The organism is Nannocystis pusilla (assembly GCF_026626665.1).
Classification (GTDB): domain Bacteria; phylum Myxococcota_A; class Polyangia; order Nannocystales; family Nannocystaceae; genus Nannocystis; species Nannocystis pusilla.
In genome coordinates this window covers 11,020,349-11,039,331 of record NZ_JAPNKE010000002.1, presented here as the reverse complement: position 1 = coordinate 11,039,331, position 18,983 = coordinate 11,020,349, and the positions used below count along the sequence as shown (strand labels likewise).

Annotated in this window: 15 protein-coding genes and 2 pseudogenes; 13 read left to right on the top strand and 4 right to left on the bottom strand. The window is 72.0% G+C overall.

The genetic code is table 11. The features are described from left to right. Positions 1-108: 108 nt before the first annotated feature. Positions 109-1,782: a ferritin-like domain-containing protein gene (locus OV079_RS48815; protein ID WP_267777128.1), complete on the top strand. Its 1,674-nt coding sequence runs from the start codon at positions 109-111 to the stop codon at positions 1,780-1,782. A 283-nt stretch (positions 1,783-2,065) separates the two neighbouring features. Here OV079_RS48815 and OV079_RS48810 read toward each other — a convergent pair whose 3' ends face one another. Continuing rightward, entirely contained in the window at positions 2,066-2,683 is a 618-nt protein-coding gene (locus OV079_RS48810; protein WP_267777125.1) for a hypothetical protein, read from the bottom strand. Positions 2,684-2,758: 75 nt separating this feature from the next. Then, positions 2,759-3,655, bottom strand: a complete 897-nt coding sequence (locus OV079_RS48805; RefSeq protein ID WP_267777123.1) for a DUF4241 domain-containing protein — start codon at positions 3,653-3,655, stop codon at positions 2,759-2,761. A gap of 165 nt (positions 3,656-3,820) precedes the next feature. On the opposite strand from OV079_RS48805, the gene OV079_RS48800 reads away from it, so the two are divergent. From OV079_RS48800 to OV079_RS48775, 6 genes are all read left to right on the top strand, one after another. Beyond that, the gene (locus OV079_RS48800; protein WP_267777121.1) at positions 3,821-5,533 is read left to right on the top strand and encodes a hypothetical protein; all 1,713 of its coding nucleotides are present in this window, start codon (positions 3,821-3,823) and stop codon (positions 5,531-5,533) included. Beyond that, positions 5,428-5,856 carry a hypothetical protein gene (locus OV079_RS48795; protein WP_267777119.1) on the top strand — a complete coding sequence of 143 codons (429 nt, stop codon included), beginning with the start codon at positions 5,428-5,430 and terminating at the stop codon, positions 5,854-5,856. Before OV079_RS48800 ends, OV079_RS48795 begins: the two co-directional genes overlap by 106 nt. A 69-nt stretch (positions 5,857-5,925) precedes the next feature. Then, entirely contained in the window at positions 5,926-6,714 is a 789-nt protein-coding gene (locus tag OV079_RS48790) for a mechanosensitive ion channel domain-containing protein (RefSeq protein WP_267777117.1), read from the top strand. A gap of 99 nt (positions 6,715-6,813) precedes the next feature. After that, the gene (locus OV079_RS48785) at positions 6,814-7,527 is read left to right on the top strand and encodes a metallophosphoesterase family protein (protein ID WP_267777115.1); all 714 of its coding nucleotides are present in this window, start codon (positions 6,814-6,816) and stop codon (positions 7,525-7,527) included. A gap of 316 nt (positions 7,528-7,843) precedes the next feature. Next, the gene (locus tag OV079_RS48780) at positions 7,844-8,596 is read left to right on the top strand and encodes an AraC family transcriptional regulator (RefSeq protein WP_267777113.1); all 753 of its coding nucleotides are present in this window, start codon (positions 7,844-7,846) and stop codon (positions 8,594-8,596) included. Between the two features lie 277 nt (positions 8,597-8,873). After that, the gene (locus tag OV079_RS48775) at positions 8,874-9,233 is read left to right on the top strand and encodes an Mpo1-like protein (protein ID WP_267777112.1); all 360 of its coding nucleotides are present in this window, start codon (positions 8,874-8,876) and stop codon (positions 9,231-9,233) included. Between the two features lie 203 nt (positions 9,234-9,436). Here OV079_RS48775 and OV079_RS48770 read toward each other — a convergent pair whose 3' ends face one another. Then, complete coding sequence (locus OV079_RS48770; RefSeq protein WP_267777111.1) at positions 9,437-10,168, bottom strand: metallophosphoesterase; 732 nt, start codon at positions 10,166-10,168, stop codon at positions 9,437-9,439. A gap of 686 nt (positions 10,169-10,854) precedes the next feature. On the opposite strand from OV079_RS48770, the gene OV079_RS48765 reads away from it, so the two are divergent. The 6 genes and pseudogenes from OV079_RS48765 to OV079_RS48740 all read left to right on the top strand — a co-directional run bounded on the left by OV079_RS48765 (position 10,855) and on the right by OV079_RS48740 (position 17,485). Continuing rightward, a complete protein-coding gene (locus OV079_RS48765) occupies positions 10,855-11,412 on the top strand; it encodes a hypothetical protein (protein ID WP_267777110.1) in 558 nt (185 codons plus the stop codon). 340 nt (positions 11,413-11,752) lie between these two features. After that, positions 11,753-12,094, top strand: coding sequence for an ArsR/SmtB family transcription factor (locus OV079_RS48760; RefSeq protein WP_267777108.1), 342 nt, complete (start codon positions 11,753-11,755; stop codon positions 12,092-12,094). Between the two features lie 26 nt (positions 12,095-12,120). Beyond that, on the top strand, positions 12,121-13,167 hold the full coding sequence (gene arsB / locus OV079_RS48755; RefSeq protein ID WP_267777106.1) for an ACR3 family arsenite efflux transporter: 1,047 nt from the start codon (positions 12,121-12,123) through the stop codon (positions 13,165-13,167). A 4-nt stretch (positions 13,168-13,171) separates the two neighbouring features. Beyond that, positions 13,172-13,567: pseudogene (locus OV079_RS59920) on the top strand (arsenate reductase ArsC); the annotation flags it as partial. 91 nt (positions 13,568-13,658) lie between these two features. Then, a pseudogene (gene arsA, locus OV079_RS59915) lies at positions 13,659-15,404 on the top strand (arsenical pump-driving ATPase). A 416-nt stretch (positions 15,405-15,820) separates the two neighbouring features. Beyond that, positions 15,821-17,485: an alkaline phosphatase D family protein gene (locus OV079_RS48740; RefSeq protein ID WP_267777105.1), complete on the top strand. Its 1,665-nt coding sequence runs from the start codon at positions 15,821-15,823 to the stop codon at positions 17,483-17,485. A 199-nt stretch (positions 17,486-17,684) separates the two neighbouring features. Here OV079_RS48740 and preA read toward each other — a convergent pair whose 3' ends face one another. Then, complete coding sequence (preA, locus tag OV079_RS48735; protein ID WP_267777103.1) at positions 17,685-18,977, bottom strand: NAD-dependent dihydropyrimidine dehydrogenase subunit PreA; 1,293 nt, start codon at positions 18,975-18,977, stop codon at positions 17,685-17,687. Positions 18,978-18,983 lie beyond the last annotated feature (6 nt).

The window sequence follows — 18,983 nt, the reverse complement described above, 5'->3', positions numbered from 1 at the left end:
TGGTTTCACGCCATGTCGCGGCGATCGGGACCGCCCTGACGCTCGCGGTCACGCCCGGCTGCAGGGACCGGACTTGCCGCGGCGCATGAATCGGGCCAGCATGCCCGCATGCTTTGTTACCTCCATACACGTATCGAGCCGCTGCGGCTCTCGCTCTTCCTGGCGATGGGCCTGCTCGGCTCTTGCGGCGACGACGGCGCGACCTCGGCGGGCACCGACAGCCAGACCGGCACCGGCACGACGCAGTCGACCACCGATGGCACCGGCACCCCCACCGGCACCACCGACACCACCGGCGCTCCGACCACCGGCATGACCGGCACCTCGGACACCGGCACCGACACCACGTCGCCCACCACTTCGACGACGACCACCACCGGCGAGACCACCGCCGTCAGCGCCACGACGCTCGACACCACGACGCAGGGCACCACCACCGTCGACACGACGACCACCACGAGCACCACCGGCGACACCGACACCGACACCGACACCGGTCCCGACCCCGAGTGCACCATCCTCATGCAGGGCATGACCGATCCGCCGGTGCCGTCGGGGTGGGTCAAGTGCGGCGACAAGCTGCCCCACCGCGTCGCCGAGGAGGTCTGCCTCGTGCCCGCGCCGCCCACCAACTGCCCGCTGGACGGCCAGCCCTGCCAGACCAACGACGACTGCACCGATCAGCCGTTCGGATCGTGCCAGTACTTCAACGTCGGCTTCGAGGGCTGCGGCTGCACCTACGGCTGCGAGACCGACGCCGACTGCGACCCCGGCTTCGTGTGCCGCTGCGGCGGCGACATCCTCGGCGCGGTCTCGCAGTGCGTCCCCTCCGAGTGCACCAGCGACGCCGACTGCGGCGACCAGCTGTGCCAGTTCTCGCAGTCGATGGGCTACGACTGCGCCGCCGAGGTCGTCAACGGCGCCTGCACCACGCCGAACGACCTGTGCGACACCGACCCGCCCTGCGGCGATTCGCCGTGCGCCTACAACACCGACAACGACGCCTGGGAGTGCTCGCTGGTCGCCTGCGGCCGCCCGTTCATGGTCGACGAGCAGGCCGTCACCGCGCCCGCCGCGGCGCGCGACGACTGGCGCGCGGTCGCCTCGGTGCCGATGGCGCCGTCGCGGCTGCGCGCGGCGCTGGCGGCCCACTGGACGCAGATCGCCCTGGCCGAGCACGCCTCGGTCGCCTCGTTCGCGCGCCACGTCCTGCAACTGCTGGCCGTCAGCGCGCCCCCGGAGTTCGTGCTCGACACCCAGCGCGCGCTGGCCGACGAGATCGAGCACGCCTGCCTGTGCTTCGCGCTGGCCAGCAGCTACGGCGGCGCGGGCGTCGGCCCGGGCCCGCTCGCGCAGGCGCACGAGCCCGGCGCGGCGGACCTCGAGTCGGTCGTCGCCGCCGTGATCCGCGAGGCCTGCGTCGGCGAGACCCTGTCCGCCCTCGAGGCGCGCGAGACCGCCGAGCGCGCCGAAGAGCCGGGCCTGCGCCGGATCCTCGGCCGGATCGCCGACGACGAGCAGCGCCACGCCGAGCTCGGCTGGCGCTTCGTCCGCTGGGCCCGCGAGCAGCTGAGTGACGACGCCCGCGCCCGCATCGACGCGGTGTTCGCCGACGCCGTCGCCGCCGCCGCCGTGGCCGCCGGCAACATGGCCCGAGAGACAGGCACCCCCGAGCTCCGCGCCCACGGCGTCGTCGACGCCCCCCTGCGCGCCTCGGTGTGGCTGCGCGGCCTCGAGGGCCTGGTCCAGCCGGCCGCCGCCGCCCTCCGCGCAGCCGCCTGAGCCAAAGGACATGGCGCCGAGGACATGCTTTCAAAGGCATGTCCTCGGCGACATGTCCTGAAGGTCGCCGGCAGCAGTCCATCGCTACATGTCCGCCGCGAGGCTCACTGAACTCGTCGTCCGTAGCCCATGCGGCCCCGGGTAGCCGTCGCTATTCCGGTGTGACTTCCATGAAGCGACATGTCCTTTACGCTCGAGACCCGGCCAGCCGCTCGCTCCCGGTCGCCGACCGCCGCGCAGCCCCCGGAGCCCTCGCACCCGCGAGCTCCACCTCTCGAGATCTTCAGCCGCGGCGCGCCTTCGCCAGCACCGCGGCCATCTGCGCGTCGTCGGCGTAGAACTCCGCCACCCCGCTCAAGTCGGCGATCGACTCCGCCAGCGCCCCCGCGTCGTGCATCCCGTGCGCCAGCAGGTGCGCCAGGCGCCCCTCGACCTGCGGCCGCGAGCGCGGCGTCACCAGCTCGAGCAGCCCCTCCTGCAGCAGCGCCGCCACGATCGCCGCCGCCCGGCGGTCGGCCGCGTCGTCCGGCGTCGGCTCGTCCGGCGCCTCTTCCTCCTCGTCGAGCCCGAGCAGCCCCGACACGTGCCCGAGGATGTCCTGCGCCGTCGACAGCGGATCGTCATCCTCCTCGTCCTCGTCCTCGACGAAGTCCTCGTCCTCCTCTTCGTACCCCTCCGCGTCCTCCTCCGGCGGCGGCAGCGGCTCCTCGTAGCACTCGACCGCGGTCGCCGAGATCACCACCACCAGCGTCGCCGGACTGACGAAGCGGAGCTCCTGTTCGCCGCGGCCGCCGACGATCGACATCACCGGGAACGCCTCCGACACCGACTCTGCCAGCATCACCGGACTTACCTGCAGCTCCGCGGGGATCGCCATCGACTCGAGCAAGCGCCGTGACACCGCCGCAGCATAGCCGATCCTCGCCGCGGCCGCGTGCTCTCTCCCGCATCTTCTCGACCTGTCCCTTCGACCAGATCACGCCGGCGTCAGCGGCCGCAGGCCCGTCACGATCCGCACTGCCAGCGCCGCCGCGGCCGGCACCTCGCGCAGGTCGATGCGGAACACCCGGCGGTCCTGACCCGTGAAGTGGTGGCGGATCCACCGGTCCGCCGCCTCGCCCGGGCTCGTCAGCCGCACGTACACCCGGTGCTCCGCCGGCAGCCTGGCGCCGTGGATCTCCAGCCACCGCGGCCTCAGCCACGGCACTCGCAGCGTCACCCCGCGGGCCGTCAGCGCCGGCGCGTCCACCCGCCCGCGGCGGTGCGGCCGCGGCACCACGAAGCGCTCGAACACCCGGCCGATCAGCAGCCCGAAGTCGATCGCCAGCGCCACCGCGCGGCCCTCGGCGTCGAGCCCCCAGTAGCTGGCGTAGATCCCGTCGCCGTGGCCCGACGAGAACACCACCACCGAGTGCCCCTCGACCTCCACGCGCGCCCACGTCCAGCCGCCGCGCTCGTGCTTGTCGAGCAGCCCCAGCAGCTCCTCCGCCACCGCCTCCGTCGCCAGCCCGGCGACCGCCCCCGCGCTGGCGAACGCCGCCACGCCCGCGTCGACCCCGAACACCCCGTCCTCGACCTCGACCCACTGCACCACCGGCGTCTCGGCCAGCACCACGCGGGCCGCCGCCACCTGCTCGGCGCCATCTTCCGCGCGCGCCAGCGCCAGCTCGACGCGCCCGCGACCTGCGATCGTCCCCGTCGGCGGCGTCACGGACTGCAGCTCGCTCGCCAGCGGATCGCCGATCGCCACTCCCGCGAGCTCGAGCTCGCCGAGCGCCTCCACGCGGACCGCGATCGTCGCGCCGTCGTCGTCGCGAAACCGCTGCCCCTGTGACACGAAGGCCAGCTCGAGATCGGAGCGCACGTGCGTCACAGCCGCCCTCGTACTCCGACCGCGCGTCTCCGGCAATCCCTCCCCGCACGCTCCGGAAGCCCCGGCGACCCGCGCTTCCGCTCTCGAGCGAGATCGCGCATCAGGCCGCTCCGCAAGGGTTCAGGCCCTGTCACGCCTCGCAGACCGCCAGTTATTTTAAGAAAGATGATGATGCTTCGCCGGTCGCTCGCCCTCGTCCGCGCCTTCGCCGTCGTCTCGCTCGCTGCCTGCACGGTGCCCGGAGACGACGACAGCGCCTCGGCCAGCGACGCCGGCACGGCTCCGCCGAACAGCGGTACCGGCGACACCGCGCCGACCACCGGCGCGCCGACCACCGGCGACATCGTCCCCGAGGTCGACTGGCCGACCCTCGAGTGCGACCCGCTGGTCCCGACCTACTGCGGCTTCCCGTTCCCCTCCAACGTCTTCACCGCCGCCGACCCCACCACGGTCACCGGCCGCCGCCTCGCCCTCTCCGCCGCCTTGCTCCCCGATCGCGCGCAGGGCCAGCCGGCGCAGCCCGACCTGTGGAACCGCTCGGACGGCTTCTCACCTGGCCTTGCGGTCATGTCCCATCTGCCAGGTGCCACCGTCGCCGGCCTGCCCGGCCCGTGGACGCTCGAGGACTCGCTCGCCTTCGACTCGCCGACCGTCCTCATCGACGCCGACACCGGCGATCGGATCGCCCACTTCGCCGAGCTCGACATGTCGCACGACCAGGACGATCGGCGCGCCTTCATGCTCCGCCCGGTCGTGCGGCTGGCCGACGATCACCGCTACATCGCCGCGATCCGGCGCGTCGTCGACGGCGACGGCGACGCGCTGCCGCCCTCGGCGGCGTTCAAGGCCCTGCGCGACGGCGAGGCCTTCGACGACCCCTCGATCGACGAGCGCCGCGGCCTCTACGCCGACATCTTCACGCGCCTCGAGCAGGCCGGCGTCGCCCGCGACGACCTCCAGCTCGCCTGGGACTTCACCACCGCCAGCCGCGAGAACAACACCGCCGGCCTGCTCAGGATGCGCGACGAGGCGCTCGCCACGGTCGGTGACGACGGCCCGGCGTACACCCTCACCCTCGTCGACGCCGAGCACCCCGACGCGCGCGTCGGCCTCTACGTCGAGGGCACCATGACCGTCCCGCTCTACCTCGACCAGCCGGGCCCGGGCGCGCGCCTCGTGCTCGGCGACGACGGCCTGCCGCAGCAGAACGGCGCCGCCGAGTTCGAGTTCACCCTCGTCATCCCGACGAGCGCCTTCACCACCCCGGCCACACCGCTGCAGTACGGCCACGGCCTGCTCGGCTCGGGGCGCCAGGACATCCAGCTCGATCACCGGATCGCGTTCGCCGACACCTACGGCTACGCCCTGTTCGCAGTCGACTGGATCGGCATGGCCGCGGACGACGCCGTCGCGATCGCCGAATTCGTCGCGGCCGGCGACCTCGAGCAGTTCGTCACCCTCGTCGACCGCCTCCACCAGGGCATCCTCAATTCGCTGCTCGCCATGCGCCTCGTCAGCGGCGCGCTCGTCGACGATCCGATGCTCCAGCCGATGGGCCAGCCGCTGATCGACCCGAGCGAGCGCTACTACCACGGCGACTCGCAGGGCGGCATCCTCGGCGCCACTTACATGGCCCTCAGCACCGACGTCGAGCGCGGCCTGCTCGGCGTCCCCGGCCAGCCGTACAGCCTGCTGCTCGGCCGCGGCGAGGAGTTGGCCGAGCTCTTCGCGCCGCTGAACAGCGCCTTCCCCGACGGCCTCGATCGCCGCTGGTGCTCGCGCTGCTCCAGATCCTGTGGGACCGCGCCGAGCCGACCGGGTACAGCCACACCATCCGCACCGACAACCTGCCCGGCTCGCCGCCCAAGGAGATCCTGATCGAGGTAGCGATCGGCGATCACCAGGTCAGCACTCTGGGCGCCCACGTCATGGCCCGCGCGATCGGCGGCGTCGCCGACATCGCCCCCGAGAACCGCGCGATCTGGGGCATCGACAGCGCCGCCGCCCCCTACACCGGCTCGGCCATGGTCGAGTACGACTTCGGCCTCGCCCCCGAGCCCACCACCAACATCCCGCCCTCGGACGGCGAGGACCCCCACGCCAAGCCGCGCGAGCTGCCCGGCGCCGCGCAGATGCTCGACCGATTCCTGCGCACCGGCGTGGTCGAGACTTACTGCGACGGGGCCTGCGACCCCGAGTGAGCGCCAGCGAGCGGCCGCCGCGCGCGGGCTTGGGACGCGCCGGCGATCCGTGGCATCCTCGGCAGGACGATGCTCCTGGCCCTCGCCATCGACCCGCTGAGCGCCTCGACCTCGGTGATCGCCCGCCTGTTCCCGGTGGTCTACGTCGGCGGCCTGGTCGCGCTGGGCCTCCTGGTCTCGTTCGTGCTGCGCAAGCTCGCCACGGTCGAGACCTTCCGCCAGGTGCACCCGTGGATCCCGCTGCTCCACCTGGCGGTGTGGTTGCCGCTGGTGTGGCTGCTGCAGCACCGCCTCGCGCCCGCGGCCAGCAGCGCCGACTGGTGGTCGCGCGGCCTGTGGCTGCTGGTGTTCGCCGTCGCCGCGCTGCCGTGGCTGCGCAGCGTCTGCCTCGGGGTCGTGTTCGCGGTCGAGGCCCGCTACAAGATCGGCGACGACCTGCGCGTCGGCGACGTCGAGGGCCGCCTCGTCGGCGTCGGCCTGCGCGCGATCACCCTGCGCGGCCTCGCCGGCGTCGACGCCACCATCCCCTACGAGCGGCTGCTCCGCGAGCCCGTCGTCCACCTCAACCTCGGCGAGCACGACACCCCCTGCGACCTCACCCTCGACGTCCCCGCCGGCATCCCGCCTGCCCGCGCCGCCGACCTCGCCCGCCAGGCCGCCGCGCTCAGCCGCTACGCCTCGCCGCGCCGCTCGCCCGAGGTCTTCCTCGCCCCGCGCCACGGCAGCGCCCTCGATCTGCAGCTGCGCGTGCGCGGCTACCTCTACGACCGCGAGCACGACGACCGCTTCCGCAGCGACCTCGTCGAGCGCCTGCACGCCGTCTTCACCGCCGAGCTCGCGGCGCGCCGTCCCCAGTGACACCTCTCGCCCCGAGCGAACGAGCGGCCTCGCCCGCCACGCGCCCGCGATTCGCCGCGCCCCGTCACTCTCGTCGTCGCGTCACCGCGCCTCTCGCCCATGCGGATCGCCGCGCTCAGTGACTTCCACATCGGCGCGCGCGCCGGCATGGACGAGTTTCGCCACGACGAGGCCGCCTTCCTCGACAAGCTCGCCCGCGTCGTCGCCAGCCACGATCGCGTCGTCCTCGTCGGCGACATCTGGCAGACCGACCACGACCTGTTCACCGGCCCGCGCGCCGCGGCGCGTCAGCTCCACCGCGCGCGCAGCCGGCTGCCGCGGCTGACCCGCGCCCTCGATCGCCTCGACTACGTCCACGGCAACCACGACTTCATCGCCCGCGACGAGCTCGGCGCCCCGTCGGAGCTGCAGATCGACGCCGACTCCTGCCGCGTCCTGTTCATCCACGGCCACCAGCACGACCCGGTGTTCGCCCGCGCCTACGCGGCCGCCCGCGCCGCCACCTGGTTCACCGGCCGCCTGCGCCGCGCCGGCCTCGGCCCGGTCGCCCACTATTTCGAGCAGCAGGACGTCGCCATCAAGCACCGCCGCTTCGGCCACGCCGCCGGCCCCTACGCCGCGGCCGCGGCCGCCCTCATGCGCGAGCGCGGCGCCGACTTCGTCGTCATGGGCCACACCCACGTCGCCCACGCCCATCACCTGTCCGAAGGGACAGTCGTCAACACCGGCACCTGCTCGGCCGGCCGCTTCACCGTCGTCACCATCGACACCGCCGCCCGCACCGCCACCATCGTCGACGGCCCGCCGTCCTGACCTGTCCTCCCGGACAGTGTGTTCATCTCCCGCCCCACCACCTCACCCACGCTCCCGACGCGACCTGTCCTCTCGGACAGACTCACCGACGCCGGCACCGTCCCCTCGCCCACCGCATCGACCTGTCCTGTCAGACATCTTTCGCGGCCAGCGCCCTCACCTGCTCCGCGCTTCTCCCTGCGAGGAGCCGCGAATACCCTCTCGTAGGCGCCCGCGATCGGCCGCCCCTTCGGCGTAGGTGTCACCGACGGCGGCCATCTCTCCCTGAGACCGCGCACGCAGCCCCTCGTCAGCCCGCGTCCCCTCCGAGCCTCGCATGCAGCTGCCCCTCGTCACCTCCGCCGGCGTATGGCCCCCGGTGCTCGTCACCGCCGGCCCCGGCGCGCGCAGCGAGGCCCACGCGCACCACGCCATGCACCTCGTGCTCGCGCGCGCCGGCACGCTCGCGATCACTGCCGGCGGCGCCACCGTGCGGGCCGCGGGCATCGTCACCGCGCCCGACCACGAGCACGCCCTCGACGCCCGCGGCGTCGACATCGTCCTCGTCTTCTTCGACCCCGAGAGCGACGCCGGCGAGCGCCTGCGCGCCGGCCTCGACGCGCCCGTCCGCGCCGTCGATGCTCCCGAGCGCGACGCCCTGCTCGCCGACCTGCCCGCCGACGCCGGGCCCGCGGGCTTGCACGCGTGGGGCCACGCCGCCGCCGATCGCCTGTCCCTCAAGACAGCTGTCCCGAGAGTCATCCACCCGCGCGTGCGCAAGCTGCTCCGCGCCCTCCGCGGCGCCGAGCCCGAGGCCGACACCTCCTTGCCGGCCCTCGCCGCCCTCGCCGGCCTGTCCGAGGGCCGGCTCGTCCACGCCTTCCGCGACTCGGTCGGCATCCCCCTGCGCCCGTACCTGCTATGGCAGAAGCTGCAGCGGGCCGTCGTCGCCATGGCCACCGGCGAGCCCCTGGCCCGCGCCGCCCACTCGGCCGGCTTCGCCGACGCCGCCCACATGAGCCGGACCTTCCGCCGCATGTTCGGCATGACCGCCTCCGAGCTGCAGCGCAACCTCCCGCGCCCGCCTTGAACCCGCGCAGGCCGACCGTGCCGCGCCTCGGCGCGTGTCACTTTCGCTGTCGGTGTCGCGCACCGCCGATCGCTCGCCCGTCCGCTCGATCGACTCGCCCGCTCCGCCTCCATCGCTCGCGAACCCGGGCCTCGCCCGCCTCGGCCTCCATCTGCTCGCTAGGCCGTCTGGTCGATGGACTCGCCCGCCTCGGCCTCCATCTGCTCGCTGGCGCCTCGAGTCGATCGTAGCCAGTCCGTTCAAGCCGCCCGCCTGGTCCCCGCGCTACACCCTCCGCATGCGCCCCGACCTCCTCGCCTGGCAGTTCGAGCACTACTCGCTGAACCACGCCGACCGCGCCAACCTCGCCCTCCACGCCGTGACCGTCCCGCTGTTCGTCCTCGGCCTGCCCCTGTTCGTCCTCGCCCTCGCCGGCGGCCGCTTCGCCCTCGCCGGCGTCGGCCTCGTGCTCGTCCTCCTCGCCCTCGCCGCCCAGGGCCGCGGCCATCGCCGCGAGCATGTCGCCCCGGCCCCGTTCCGCTCGCGCGGCGACATGCTCGCGCGCCTGGTCGCCGAGCAGTTCGTCACCTTCCCCCGCTTCGTCCTGTCCGGCGGCTTCGCCCGGGCCTGGCGCGCCGCCGGCAAGCATGTCGATTGAGACATGTCCTCGAGAACATGTCTCGTGCGCCTCGCGCCCACGAGCAGCCCGGGTACCTGGCCGGCAGACCTCACCTCTTCGTCCGAACCGGAGCGGCAAGAGCTGTCCGCACGAACATGCCCTTGAAGACATGTCCAATGTGTCAGCCGGCACCGGGCAGACAGTGAGCCGCCGAATCACATGTCCCGAAAGCCAGCCCGCCGTCACGCCCCGCGCGACGGCACCTGCTCGACGCGGTCCTCGTCCTGGCACCACGCCGTCAGCGGCCCGCCGTACACGCAGCCCGAGTCGAGGCCCATCGTCTTCGGCCCGCGGTAGTGGCCGCGCCACGCCCAGTGGCCGTGGATCACCATCGGCTCGCCGCGGTAGAACTCGTCCCACGGGCGGTACGGCGGCGGGCAGTCCTCGGCCTTGCGGTCGAACTTGCTGCGCTCGCCCGACGCGGTGCAGCAGCGCACGCGCGTCATGAACGACAGCTCGGGCGACTCCAGCCACGCGTCGTCGTGCGGCGCCCCGTTGACCCGCGCGGCCAGGCCGTGCAAGTCGCTCCACCGCGGATGGAACCCGGCGTGCACCGCCCACACGTCGGGCCCCTTCGAACCTGGCCCTGCGGGCAGGAATTGCAGGGCCGGCATCGCGCGCAGGCGAGCGAGCAGATCCGGCCCCTCGGGCGCGGCGAGCAGCGGTCCGAGCGTGTCGTGCTTGCGCGGCCATCGCCCGGCGGCGATGAGGAGCGCGTAGACATCGTGGTTGCCGACGACGCCGCGGCCGCCGACGTCCCGCCACAAGCGGACGGCCGCCAGCGAGTCGGGCCCGCGATTCACCAGGTCACCGAGGCACCACAGCTCGTCCTTCTGCGGATCGAAGCGGATCTTCCGCAACAGGTCCTCGAACTCCCGGGCGCAACCTTGCAGGTCGCCGACGAACCACCGCATCGTCCGCGCATTGTAGCCGCCTTCCCCCATCCGGGAGCAGGCGCTGCCGAGAACCCTTGCCGGCGAACGAGCTCGGCTGTATAGGCGAACACGGGAGCCTATTACCCGTATGCGAACCGTTTGTTCGACCCCCGGCGCCTGCGCCCGCGTCCTCGCCGCGCTCGCGGTCACCCTCACCGCTTGCGGCGACGACGCCGGAAGCACCGCCACCGCCACCGCCGGCACGCCGACCACCGCCCCCACCACGCTGCCGCCGCTCACCGCGGGTACCACCGACGACCCCGCGAGCACCACCGACCCGGGCACCGGCTCCGCCACCGAGACCGGCGGCCCGACCACGTCGACGGGCCCCGCCCCCACCACCACCGGCAACGACAGCAGCGGGATCAAGCTCGACCTCGGCCAGCCCGACTTCCCGAGCGACCCGACCGCCGACACCGACGCGGCCAAGGGCTGCACGGCGGTCGACCTCCTGTTCGTGATCGACAACTCGGCGTCGATGGGCAAGCACCAGGAGGACCTGAGCGCGGTCTTCCCCGACTTCGTCGACGCGATCGTCGCCGCGCTGCCGCCCGGCACCGACCTCCACGTCGGCATGACGACGACGTCTTTACGACGGCAGCTGCTCGGAGAGCACGGTCAACTGCGTCAGCCAGTCGAGCGAGCAGCAGATCCTCCAGCACTACGTGGCGCCGCCGGCGACGACCAACGAGAACGGCGGGCAGGGCCGCCTGTTCGAATGGCAAGGTCAGCACTACTTCTCGCTGAACACCGACGACGACCCGGCCGCGCTCAAGGCATGGTTCACGGCCGCAGCCACCGCCGCCGGCGAGACGGGCTGCTCGTTCGAGATGCCGGCCGCCGCCGCCGGCTGGGCCGCCGACCCGGCCACGGCGCCGACGAACGCGGGCTTCATCCGCGACGCCGGCGCGGTGCTGGTGGTCTTCGTCCTCACCGACGAGCCCGACAAGTCGCCGGAGCCCGTCAGTCAATGGGTCGACAAGCTGGTCGCGGCGAAGCAAGCGTGCGGCGGGCTCAATTGCATCCTCGCGTCCGGCCTGGTGCCCGGCTTCTGCTACGACAACCCCGGCGACTCGACGCTGAAGACGTTCCTCGAGTCGTTCTCGGCCCCGCCTTTCACCGGCGACATCGACGGCGACCCCAGCGACTACGCGATGGTGGTGGGTGACGCGCTGGCAGGAGTGATCCAGGAGAAGTGCGAGGAGATCGAGCCGCCGGGCTGATCTCGAGCGTCTCGCTCCGCGAATTGCCGACCGTGATTCGCCTCAGGCCTGGCGTATACGCCAGAATCCGGCCAATTGCGAGCCCGTGCCAGGCGTTGCCGAGGACCCGCGGGGTCGGCCGCGCGCTTGGACTCGTGCAGCCGTCGTTCGTCTCGGCGACGGTCTCGCAGCAGCCGGGAGGGCAGCCGCGGTCGGCGCCGCGCGGCACGTCGTGGTCGTGGTCGTTCATCGTGCTCCGCTCCCGCAGACGACGCTCCGGCCCGCGCTGTGTCGTCCACGTCCCGCGTGTGAGTGTTGAGCGCTTGCAAAGCCGCGCCAGCGCCTATATCGTATTTTTACGATGACTGCCGATCCGCCCGCAGCGTGCTGCCCGCCGGCCGATGACCGGCCCGACCTCCGCCCGGTCGAGGGCGAGGAGGCCGACGTCGAGCTCGCCGCGCTCGCCAAGGCGATCGGCCACCCTGCGCGGGTGCAGATCCTCCGGCTGCTGGCCCGGCGAAGCGCCTGCGTCTGCGGCGAGATCGTCGAGGAGCTGCCGCTCGCGCAGTCGACGGTCTCGCAGCACCTCAAGGTGCTCAAGGACGCCGGCCTGATCCGCGGCGAGATCGACGGTCCCCGCACCTGCTACTGCCTCGAGCCGCGGACGATCCGCCGCCTCAAGGCCCTGATCGGCGGCCTCTAGTCGCAAATCGTTCGGAGCCGATAACCATGTCCGACAAGTCCACGAGTCCCCTCGGCGTGTTCGAGCGCTACCTGAGCGTGTGGGTCGCGCTGTGCATCGCTGCTGGTGTCGCGCTCGGCAACCTCGCGCCCGGCCTGTTCGCCACCATCAGCGCCCTCGAGGTTGCCCGCGTCAACCTCGTCGTCGCCGCGCTGATCTGGGTGATGATCTACCCGATGATGATCCAGGTCGACTTCGGGGCCGTCCGCGACGTCGGGCGGCGACCGAAGGGACTCGTGATCACGCTGGCGATCAACTGGCTGATCAAGCCGTTCACGATGGCGGCGCTCGCCAGCCTGTTCTTCCTGCACGTGTTCGCGGGCCTGTTGCCCGAGGCCGACGCGCAGCAGTACATCGCCGGCGCGATCCTGCTGGGCGTCGCCCCATGCACGGCGATGGTGTTCGTGTGGAGCCAGCTCACCCGCGGCGACGCCAACTACACGCTGGTCCAGGTCGCGGTCAACGACCTGATCATGGTCGTGGCGTTCGCGCCGATCACCGCGCTGCTGCTCGGCGTCACCGACATCGTCGTCCCGTGGGAGACGCTGCTGCTGTCGGTCGTCCTCTACGTCGTGATCCCGCTGGTGGCCGGCGTGCTGACCCGCCGGGCGCTGACGCGACGCTCGCTCGACCGTGGCGCGCTCGGCCGGTTCGTCGGCGCGCTCAAGCCGGTGTCGATCCTCGGCCTGCTCGGCACGGTCGTACTGCTGTTCGGCTTCCAGGCGACGACGATCGTCGAGCGCCCGCTGACCATCGCGCTGATCGCCGTGCCGCTCCTGCTCCAGAGTTACGGCATCTTCGCGCTCGCGTACCTGTGGGCGTGGGCGTGGAAGGTCCCACACCCGGTCGCGGCGCCGGCCGCGTTGATCGGCACCTCCAACTTCTTCGAACTCGCCGTCGCGGTGGCGATCAGCCTGTTCGGCCTGCAATCGGGCGCGGCGCTGGCGACCGTCGTCGGCGTGCTCGTCGAGGTCCCCGTGATGCTCTCGCTGTGCGCCTTCGCCAACCGCACCGCCGCCCGCTTCCCCGCGTGACGCCATGACCGACCCGAACATCCGCAGCGTCCTGTTCCTCTGCGTCGCCAACTCCTCGCGCAGTCAGATGGCCGAGGCCCTCGCGCGCGCCCGCTGGGGCGACCGCGTGCGGGTGCAGAGCGCCGGCTCTCGGCCCTCGCACGTCAACCCGTACGCCATCGAGGTGATGGCCGAGCGCGGGCTCGACCTCTCCTCGCACACGTCGAAGTCGGTCGACTCGATCGACCCGGCGAGCGTCGACCTCGTCGTCACGCTGTGCGCCGAGGAGGTGTGCCCGGTGTTCTTGAGCAAAGCGCCGCGGCTGCACTGGCCGATCGACGACCCCGCGAGCGACGACCCCACGCTCGGCCCGGACGAGCTGCGCGCCCGGTTCCGCCGCGCCGCCGCGGAGATCGAAGCCCGGCTCGCCGAGCTCGACGCGCGCGTCGGCCTCGGGCCGCGCCGTCTCCCGCGGCGGTCGCCCCGGGCTTCCTCGCCGCCGCGACGCGCTCTTGTTCTTCACCGGCAAGGGCGGCGTCGGCAAGACCTCGCTGTCGGCCGCCGCCGCAATCGCCATGGCCGACGCCGGCCAGCGTGTCCTTTGGTCAGCACCGACCCGGCGTCCAACCTCGACGAGATGCTCGGCGCGCCGCTGTCCAACCAGCCCGTCGCCGTGCCCGGCGTACCGCGCTTGAGCGTCCTCAACATCGACCCCGAGGCCGCGGCCGAGGCGTACCGCGGACGCGTGCTCGCGCAGATGCCCGCCGGCACGCCCGACGCCGAGCGCGACACGGTGCGTGAGCAGCTCTCGGGCGCCTGCACCACCGAGATCGCCGCCTTCGACGAGTTCGCGGCGCTGCTGGCCGGTCACGGCCGCACCGACGCGGGGAGTGGGATCGCGTCGTCTTCGACACCGCGCCCACTGGCCACACCCTGCGCCTGCTCAGCCTGCCGAAGCTGTGGAGCGGCTTCCTGGCCGGCAACGATCGCGGCGCCTCGTGCCTCGGCCCACACTCCGGCCTGAAGATGCAAGAGTCGCGCTTCAACGCCGCGCTGTCCGCGTTGAGCGATCCCGCGACGACGACGGTCGTGCTCGTCACGCGGCCCGACCCGCGGCCGATGCACGAGGCCGCGCGCACCGCCGAGAGCTGCGCGCGCTCGGCCTGGCGAACCAGCGGCTGGTCATCAACGCCGTGTTCCACGCGAGTCGTCCCGACGATCCGGTCGCCCGCGCGATCGAGGCGCTCGGTCGTGAAGCGCTCGCCACGCTGCCCGTCGCGCTCGCAGACCTGCCGCGCGACGAAGTGCCGCTGCGTCCGTTCGACACCGTCGGTCTGCCGGCGTTGCGCGCCTTGCTCGGCCGCGGACCCGAGCCCGCCTCCGCGCCCGCCGAGCCCGGCGTCACGCTGTCCGCCGAGCCGCTCGCACACCTGGCCGATGAGCTGGCGGCGATGGGCCACGGCCTGATCATGGTCATGGGCAAGGGCGGCGTCGGCAAGACGACGATCGCCGCCGCGCTCGCCGTCGGCCTCGTGCAGCGCGGTCACAGCGTCCACCTGACGACCACCGATCCGGCCGCGCACGTCGCCGAGATCCTCGCCGGCGGCCTCGACGGGCTGAAGGTCGGCCGCATCGACCCGAAGGTCGAGACCCAGGCTTATATCGACAAGATCATGCGCACCCGCGGCAAGGACCTCGACGCGCAGGGCCGTGCGCTGCTGCTCGAGGATCTTCAGTCGCCGTGTACCGAGGAGGTCGCGGTGTTCCACGCGTTCAGCCGCGTGGTGAACGAGGCCCGCAGCGCCTTCGTCGTCCTGGACACCGCGCCGACCGGGCACTCGCTGTTGCTGATGGACGCGACCGGCGCCTATCACCGCCAGGCGACGCGCCATACCGGGCCCGGGGTCAAGAACGTGGTCACGCCGTTGATGCGGCTGCAGGACGCGTCGCTGACGCGCGTCATCATCGTCACGCTGCCCGAGGTGACGCCCGTCAGCCAGGCGGCCGCGCTGCAAGACGACCTGCGGCGCGCGAACATCGAGCCGTGGGCCTGGGTGATCAACAAGAGCGTCGCGGCGTCGGGTACGAGCGATCCGCTGCTGCAAGCGCGGCTGGCCGGCGAGCGCCGCCAGGTCGCGCGGATCGCCGGCGGCCTGGCCCAGCGCACGTTCGTCCTGCCGTGGCTGCCTGAGCCGCCGGTGGGCGTGGAGGCCCTGGGGACTCTGGTGAGACCGAAGCAGGCTCCATCGGCGAGCTGATCTGCGAGCCTGCGCGATCAGAGGCGCAGCAGCATGCAGACCCTGACCTTCGACCAGATTGCGGAGCGCTGGTCGCCGACCCGCGAGGTGTCGCCTCGGCCGTGGCGCGGGTGTCTGCGAGGACATGTCCTCCATCTCGAATCATGTGTCCTCGAGGACACATCACGGCGCGCGTGCGACCGAGACGGCTCTACTCGCTCCCTTGCCCGGGAGACGCGTCCACGCCGCCGCCTTCGGCCCCGCGTGCGTCGCCGCCTCGAGTGCTGCGCGCGTGCGCGACTTGTAGCGGCAACGTTCACCGCCGGCGCCGCACGCGAGCGCGCCCGACTCGGGCGAATGCGCGCGACGTTCGTCGACTTCACGCCCGCGTCACGGGTTTGCAACGATCTCGCGTTCCGCACTACGCTGGTGGGCGTATGAGCACGCTTCGTCCGCCGGGCCTGGGCCCGATCATCGGCCACACGACTGACCGTTCCTGTCGCCTGTGGATGCAGGCGGCCGCGCTCGACGACCCGCGCAAGGTCGTCGCCGACGAGGACCGGCGCACCGTCGGCGTCCTCGTCGTCATGCAGAAGGGCGAGCACGTGATCCCGGCCCCCGTGCGGCCGGTGTTCTATTTTCGCCTCCAGCGCGAGTTCGATCGCACCGGCACCTTCATCCTCGGCTTCGAGACCGGGCTCGGCGGCACCACCCCGGTCTTCGCGCTCGAGCCCGACACCACCTACCGCGTGCGCCTCGCCTCGCTCGCGCTCGACGACGCCGAGGACAACGAGCTGCGCGCCAGCGATCAGGAGCTCGCCGCGACCTTGCCGAACCCGCAGGTGTGGGCGGCCCAGGTCGAGCGCCTGCCGGACGTCGCCTGCGAGGCCGTGTTTCGCACCTGCAGCCCGCGCAGCGCCGCCGCCCCGGCTTTCTCCTTCATGCTCGGCTCGTGCCGGTACCCGGGCCTGATGTGGAAGATCAAGGAGTCCGACCGGATCTTCGGCCCCATGTTCACCGAGCTGTCGACCGAGAAGCTCGGCGCCAAGCCCAGCCTCGTCGTCATGTGCGGCGACCAGATCTACGCCGACACCTTCCACCGCGCCGTCCCGGTCGGGCTCGCCGACACCCACGCCGAGTTCACCGACCGTTACCAGCAGGCGTTCGGCTCGTTCAACATGCGCAGGCTCTTGCGACATGTCCCGACGTACATGTGCCTCGACGACCACGAGATCGAGGACAACTGGGCCCAGGACCGCCTGCACAAGCCGGGCAAGAAGATCCTGTTCAACCTCGCGATCGGCGCCTACATGAGCTATCAGTGGAGCCACTCGCCGCGCAACTACGGCAAGCGGCTCTACTACAGCTTCGTCAGCAGCGGCTACCCGTTCTTCACCCTCGACTGCCGCACGCAGCGCTACATGGACGACGTCCCCGACAACGTCGACGACAACCACATGCTCGGCCGGCCCTCGCTCGACCCCGACGAGCCGAGCCAGCTCGACGTGTTGTGCGAGTGGCTGCGCGACCAGCAGGCCGACCGCGGCAACGTGCCCAAGTTCATCGTCAGCTCCAGCGTGTTCGCGCCCAACCCGGTGTTCGCCATCCACGGCGCCAGCGTCGCCCACCTCGAGAAGACCGACGCCTGGCCGGCCTTCCCGCAGACCCGGCGGGCCTTGCTGCAGACCATCGTCGACAGCAAGATCCAGAACGTCGTGTTCTTGTCGGGCGACGTCCACAGCGCCTCCGTCGCCCGGCTCGAATTCCGCGGCGGCGGCGGCGAGGACCTGCGCGCCTACTCGCTGGTCTCCTCGGCCTTCTACTGGCCGTTCCCGTTCGCCGACGGCGACCCCGCCGAGTTCGTCCACGACTCCCGCGACCCGCGGACCCCCGACACCTTTGAAATTCGCCCCGGCGTGACGATGGACTACCGCGCCTGGAACTTTTGTAACGACGACAACTTCGCCCGCGTCACCGCCGACCGCGCGAGCCACACCCTGACGATGGAGCTCATCGGCCGCGACGGCAACCCGATCGCCACCAAGGGCCCGTACAAGAAGCCGGCCGACATGACCAGCCGGCTCGAGCTCGCCCCCTGGTGACGCGCCCGGGGCGTGTGTTCCGGCCATGCCCCTCGCTGCCGGCTGCTGCCGCCACACCGACCGGCGGCCATGCGCTTCGCTGCTGCCCGTCTGCGAGCCGCGTCCGGCGCCCCGCGAGGACATGGCCCCGCAGACATGCCCTTTGCGCCCTGTAGCCAGGGACATGTCGCAGCGGACATGTCCCTCGTTTTCTTAAAGCTCAGTGCGCGCCCTTCTTCGGGCGCAGCAGCTTGCCCTCGGACTGGAATTCGTTCCAGGTCGCCGGCTTGAAGCCGTTGTCGACCGCGGCCATCGTGATGCAGTCGGGCACCGGGCAGACGATCTGGCACAGGTTGCAGCCGACGCACTCCGACTCGTCGACCACGGGCACGCGGGTGCCGGCCTCTTTGGGGGCCGGGTGGATGCACTGGTGGGCGCCGTCGTGGCACGCGACCACGCAGGCGTGGCAGCCGATGCACTTGCCGGGGTCGATCTTGGCCACCGTCTCGTAGTTGAGGTCGAGCTCGCCCCACTCGGAGAACTGCGGCACCGCCTTGCCGCGCATCTCCTCGATCGTCGAGAAGCCGTGCGAGCGCATGTACTCGGTGAGGCCCTCGATCATGTCGCCGACGACCCGGTAGCCGCGGAGCATGACCTCGGTGCAGACCTGGACCGACGAGCAGCCGAGCAGGATGAACTCGACGGCGTCGCGCCAGTTGGCGACCCCGCCGATGCCGCTGATCGGCAGGCCGAAGTCGGGGTCGCGGGCGAGGCTGCCGATCATGTGCATGGCGATCGGCTTGACCGCGGCGCCGCAGTAGCCGCCGTTGGTCGACAGCCCGCCGACGCGCGGCTCGGGCACGAAGCGGTCGATGTCGATGCCGATGAGGCTCTTGATCGTGTTGATGAGCGAGACCCCGTGGGCCCCGCCGCGCTTGGCGGCCAGGCCGTGCGGATTGATCTCGTCGACGTTGGGCGTCAGCTTGACCAGCACGGGCACCGTCGAGAATTCGACGGCCCAGCTCGTGATCTTCTCGTTGAGCGCCGGCTCCTGGCCGACCGCCGAGCCCATGCCGCGCTCGCACATCCCGTGCGGGCAGCCGAAGTTGAGCTCGAGCCCGTCGGCCCCGGCGTCGATGGCCCGCTTGATCATGTCGCGCCACTCGTCGCGCGTCTCGACCATCAGCGACACGATCACGCCGTGCTTGGGGTAGCGCTTCTTGACCTCGGCGATCTCGCGGAAGTTGACCTCGAGCGGGCGGTCGGTGATGAGCTCGATGTTGTTGAAGCCGATCGCGCGGGTGCCCTTGAAGTGGAGCGCGCCGAACCGCGACGACACGTTCTGGATCGGCGTCCCGAGCGTCTTCCACACCGCCCCGCCCCAGCCGGCGTCGAACGCTCGCATGATCTGCGCGCCCGAGTTGGCGGGCGGCGCCGAGGCGAGCCAGAACGGGTTGGGCGTGACGATCCCGCCGGTGTTCGAGGTCAGGTCGACAGATGTCCCGAAGGCCATGTGGTG

Coding starts and splice junctions, on each gene's coding strand:
- OV079_RS48785 (WP_267777115.1), top strand. CDS start 6,814: ATGCGGATCGCCGCGCTCAGTGACTTCCACATCGGCGCGCGCGCCGGC.
- OV079_RS48815 (WP_267777128.1), top strand. CDS start 109: ATGCTTTGTTACCTCCATACACGTATCGAGCCGCTGCGGCTCTCGCTC.
- OV079_RS48780 (WP_267777113.1), top strand. CDS start 7,844: ATGCAGCTGCCCCTCGTCACCTCCGCCGGCGTATGGCCCCCGGTGCTC.
- arsB (WP_267777106.1), top strand. CDS start 12,121: ATGTCCGACAAGTCCACGAGTCCCCTCGGCGTGTTCGAGCGCTACCTG.
- OV079_RS48775 (WP_267777112.1), top strand. CDS start 8,874: ATGCGCCCCGACCTCCTCGCCTGGCAGTTCGAGCACTACTCGCTGAAC.
- OV079_RS48790 (WP_267777117.1), top strand. CDS start 5,926: ATGCTCCTGGCCCTCGCCATCGACCCGCTGAGCGCCTCGACCTCGGTG.
- OV079_RS48800 (WP_267777121.1), top strand. CDS start 3,821: ATGATGATGCTTCGCCGGTCGCTCGCCCTCGTCCGCGCCTTCGCCGTC.
- preA (WP_267777103.1), bottom strand. CDS start 18,977: ATGGCCTTCGGGACATCTGTCGACCTGACCTCGAACACCGGCGGGATC.
- OV079_RS48740 (WP_267777105.1), top strand. CDS start 15,821: ATGAGCACGCTTCGTCCGCCGGGCCTGGGCCCGATCATCGGCCACACG.
- OV079_RS48760 (WP_267777108.1), top strand. CDS start 11,753: ATGACTGCCGATCCGCCCGCAGCGTGCTGCCCGCCGGCCGATGACCGG.
- OV079_RS48770 (WP_267777111.1), bottom strand. CDS start 10,168: ATGCGGTGGTTCGTCGGCGACCTGCAAGGTTGCGCCCGGGAGTTCGAG.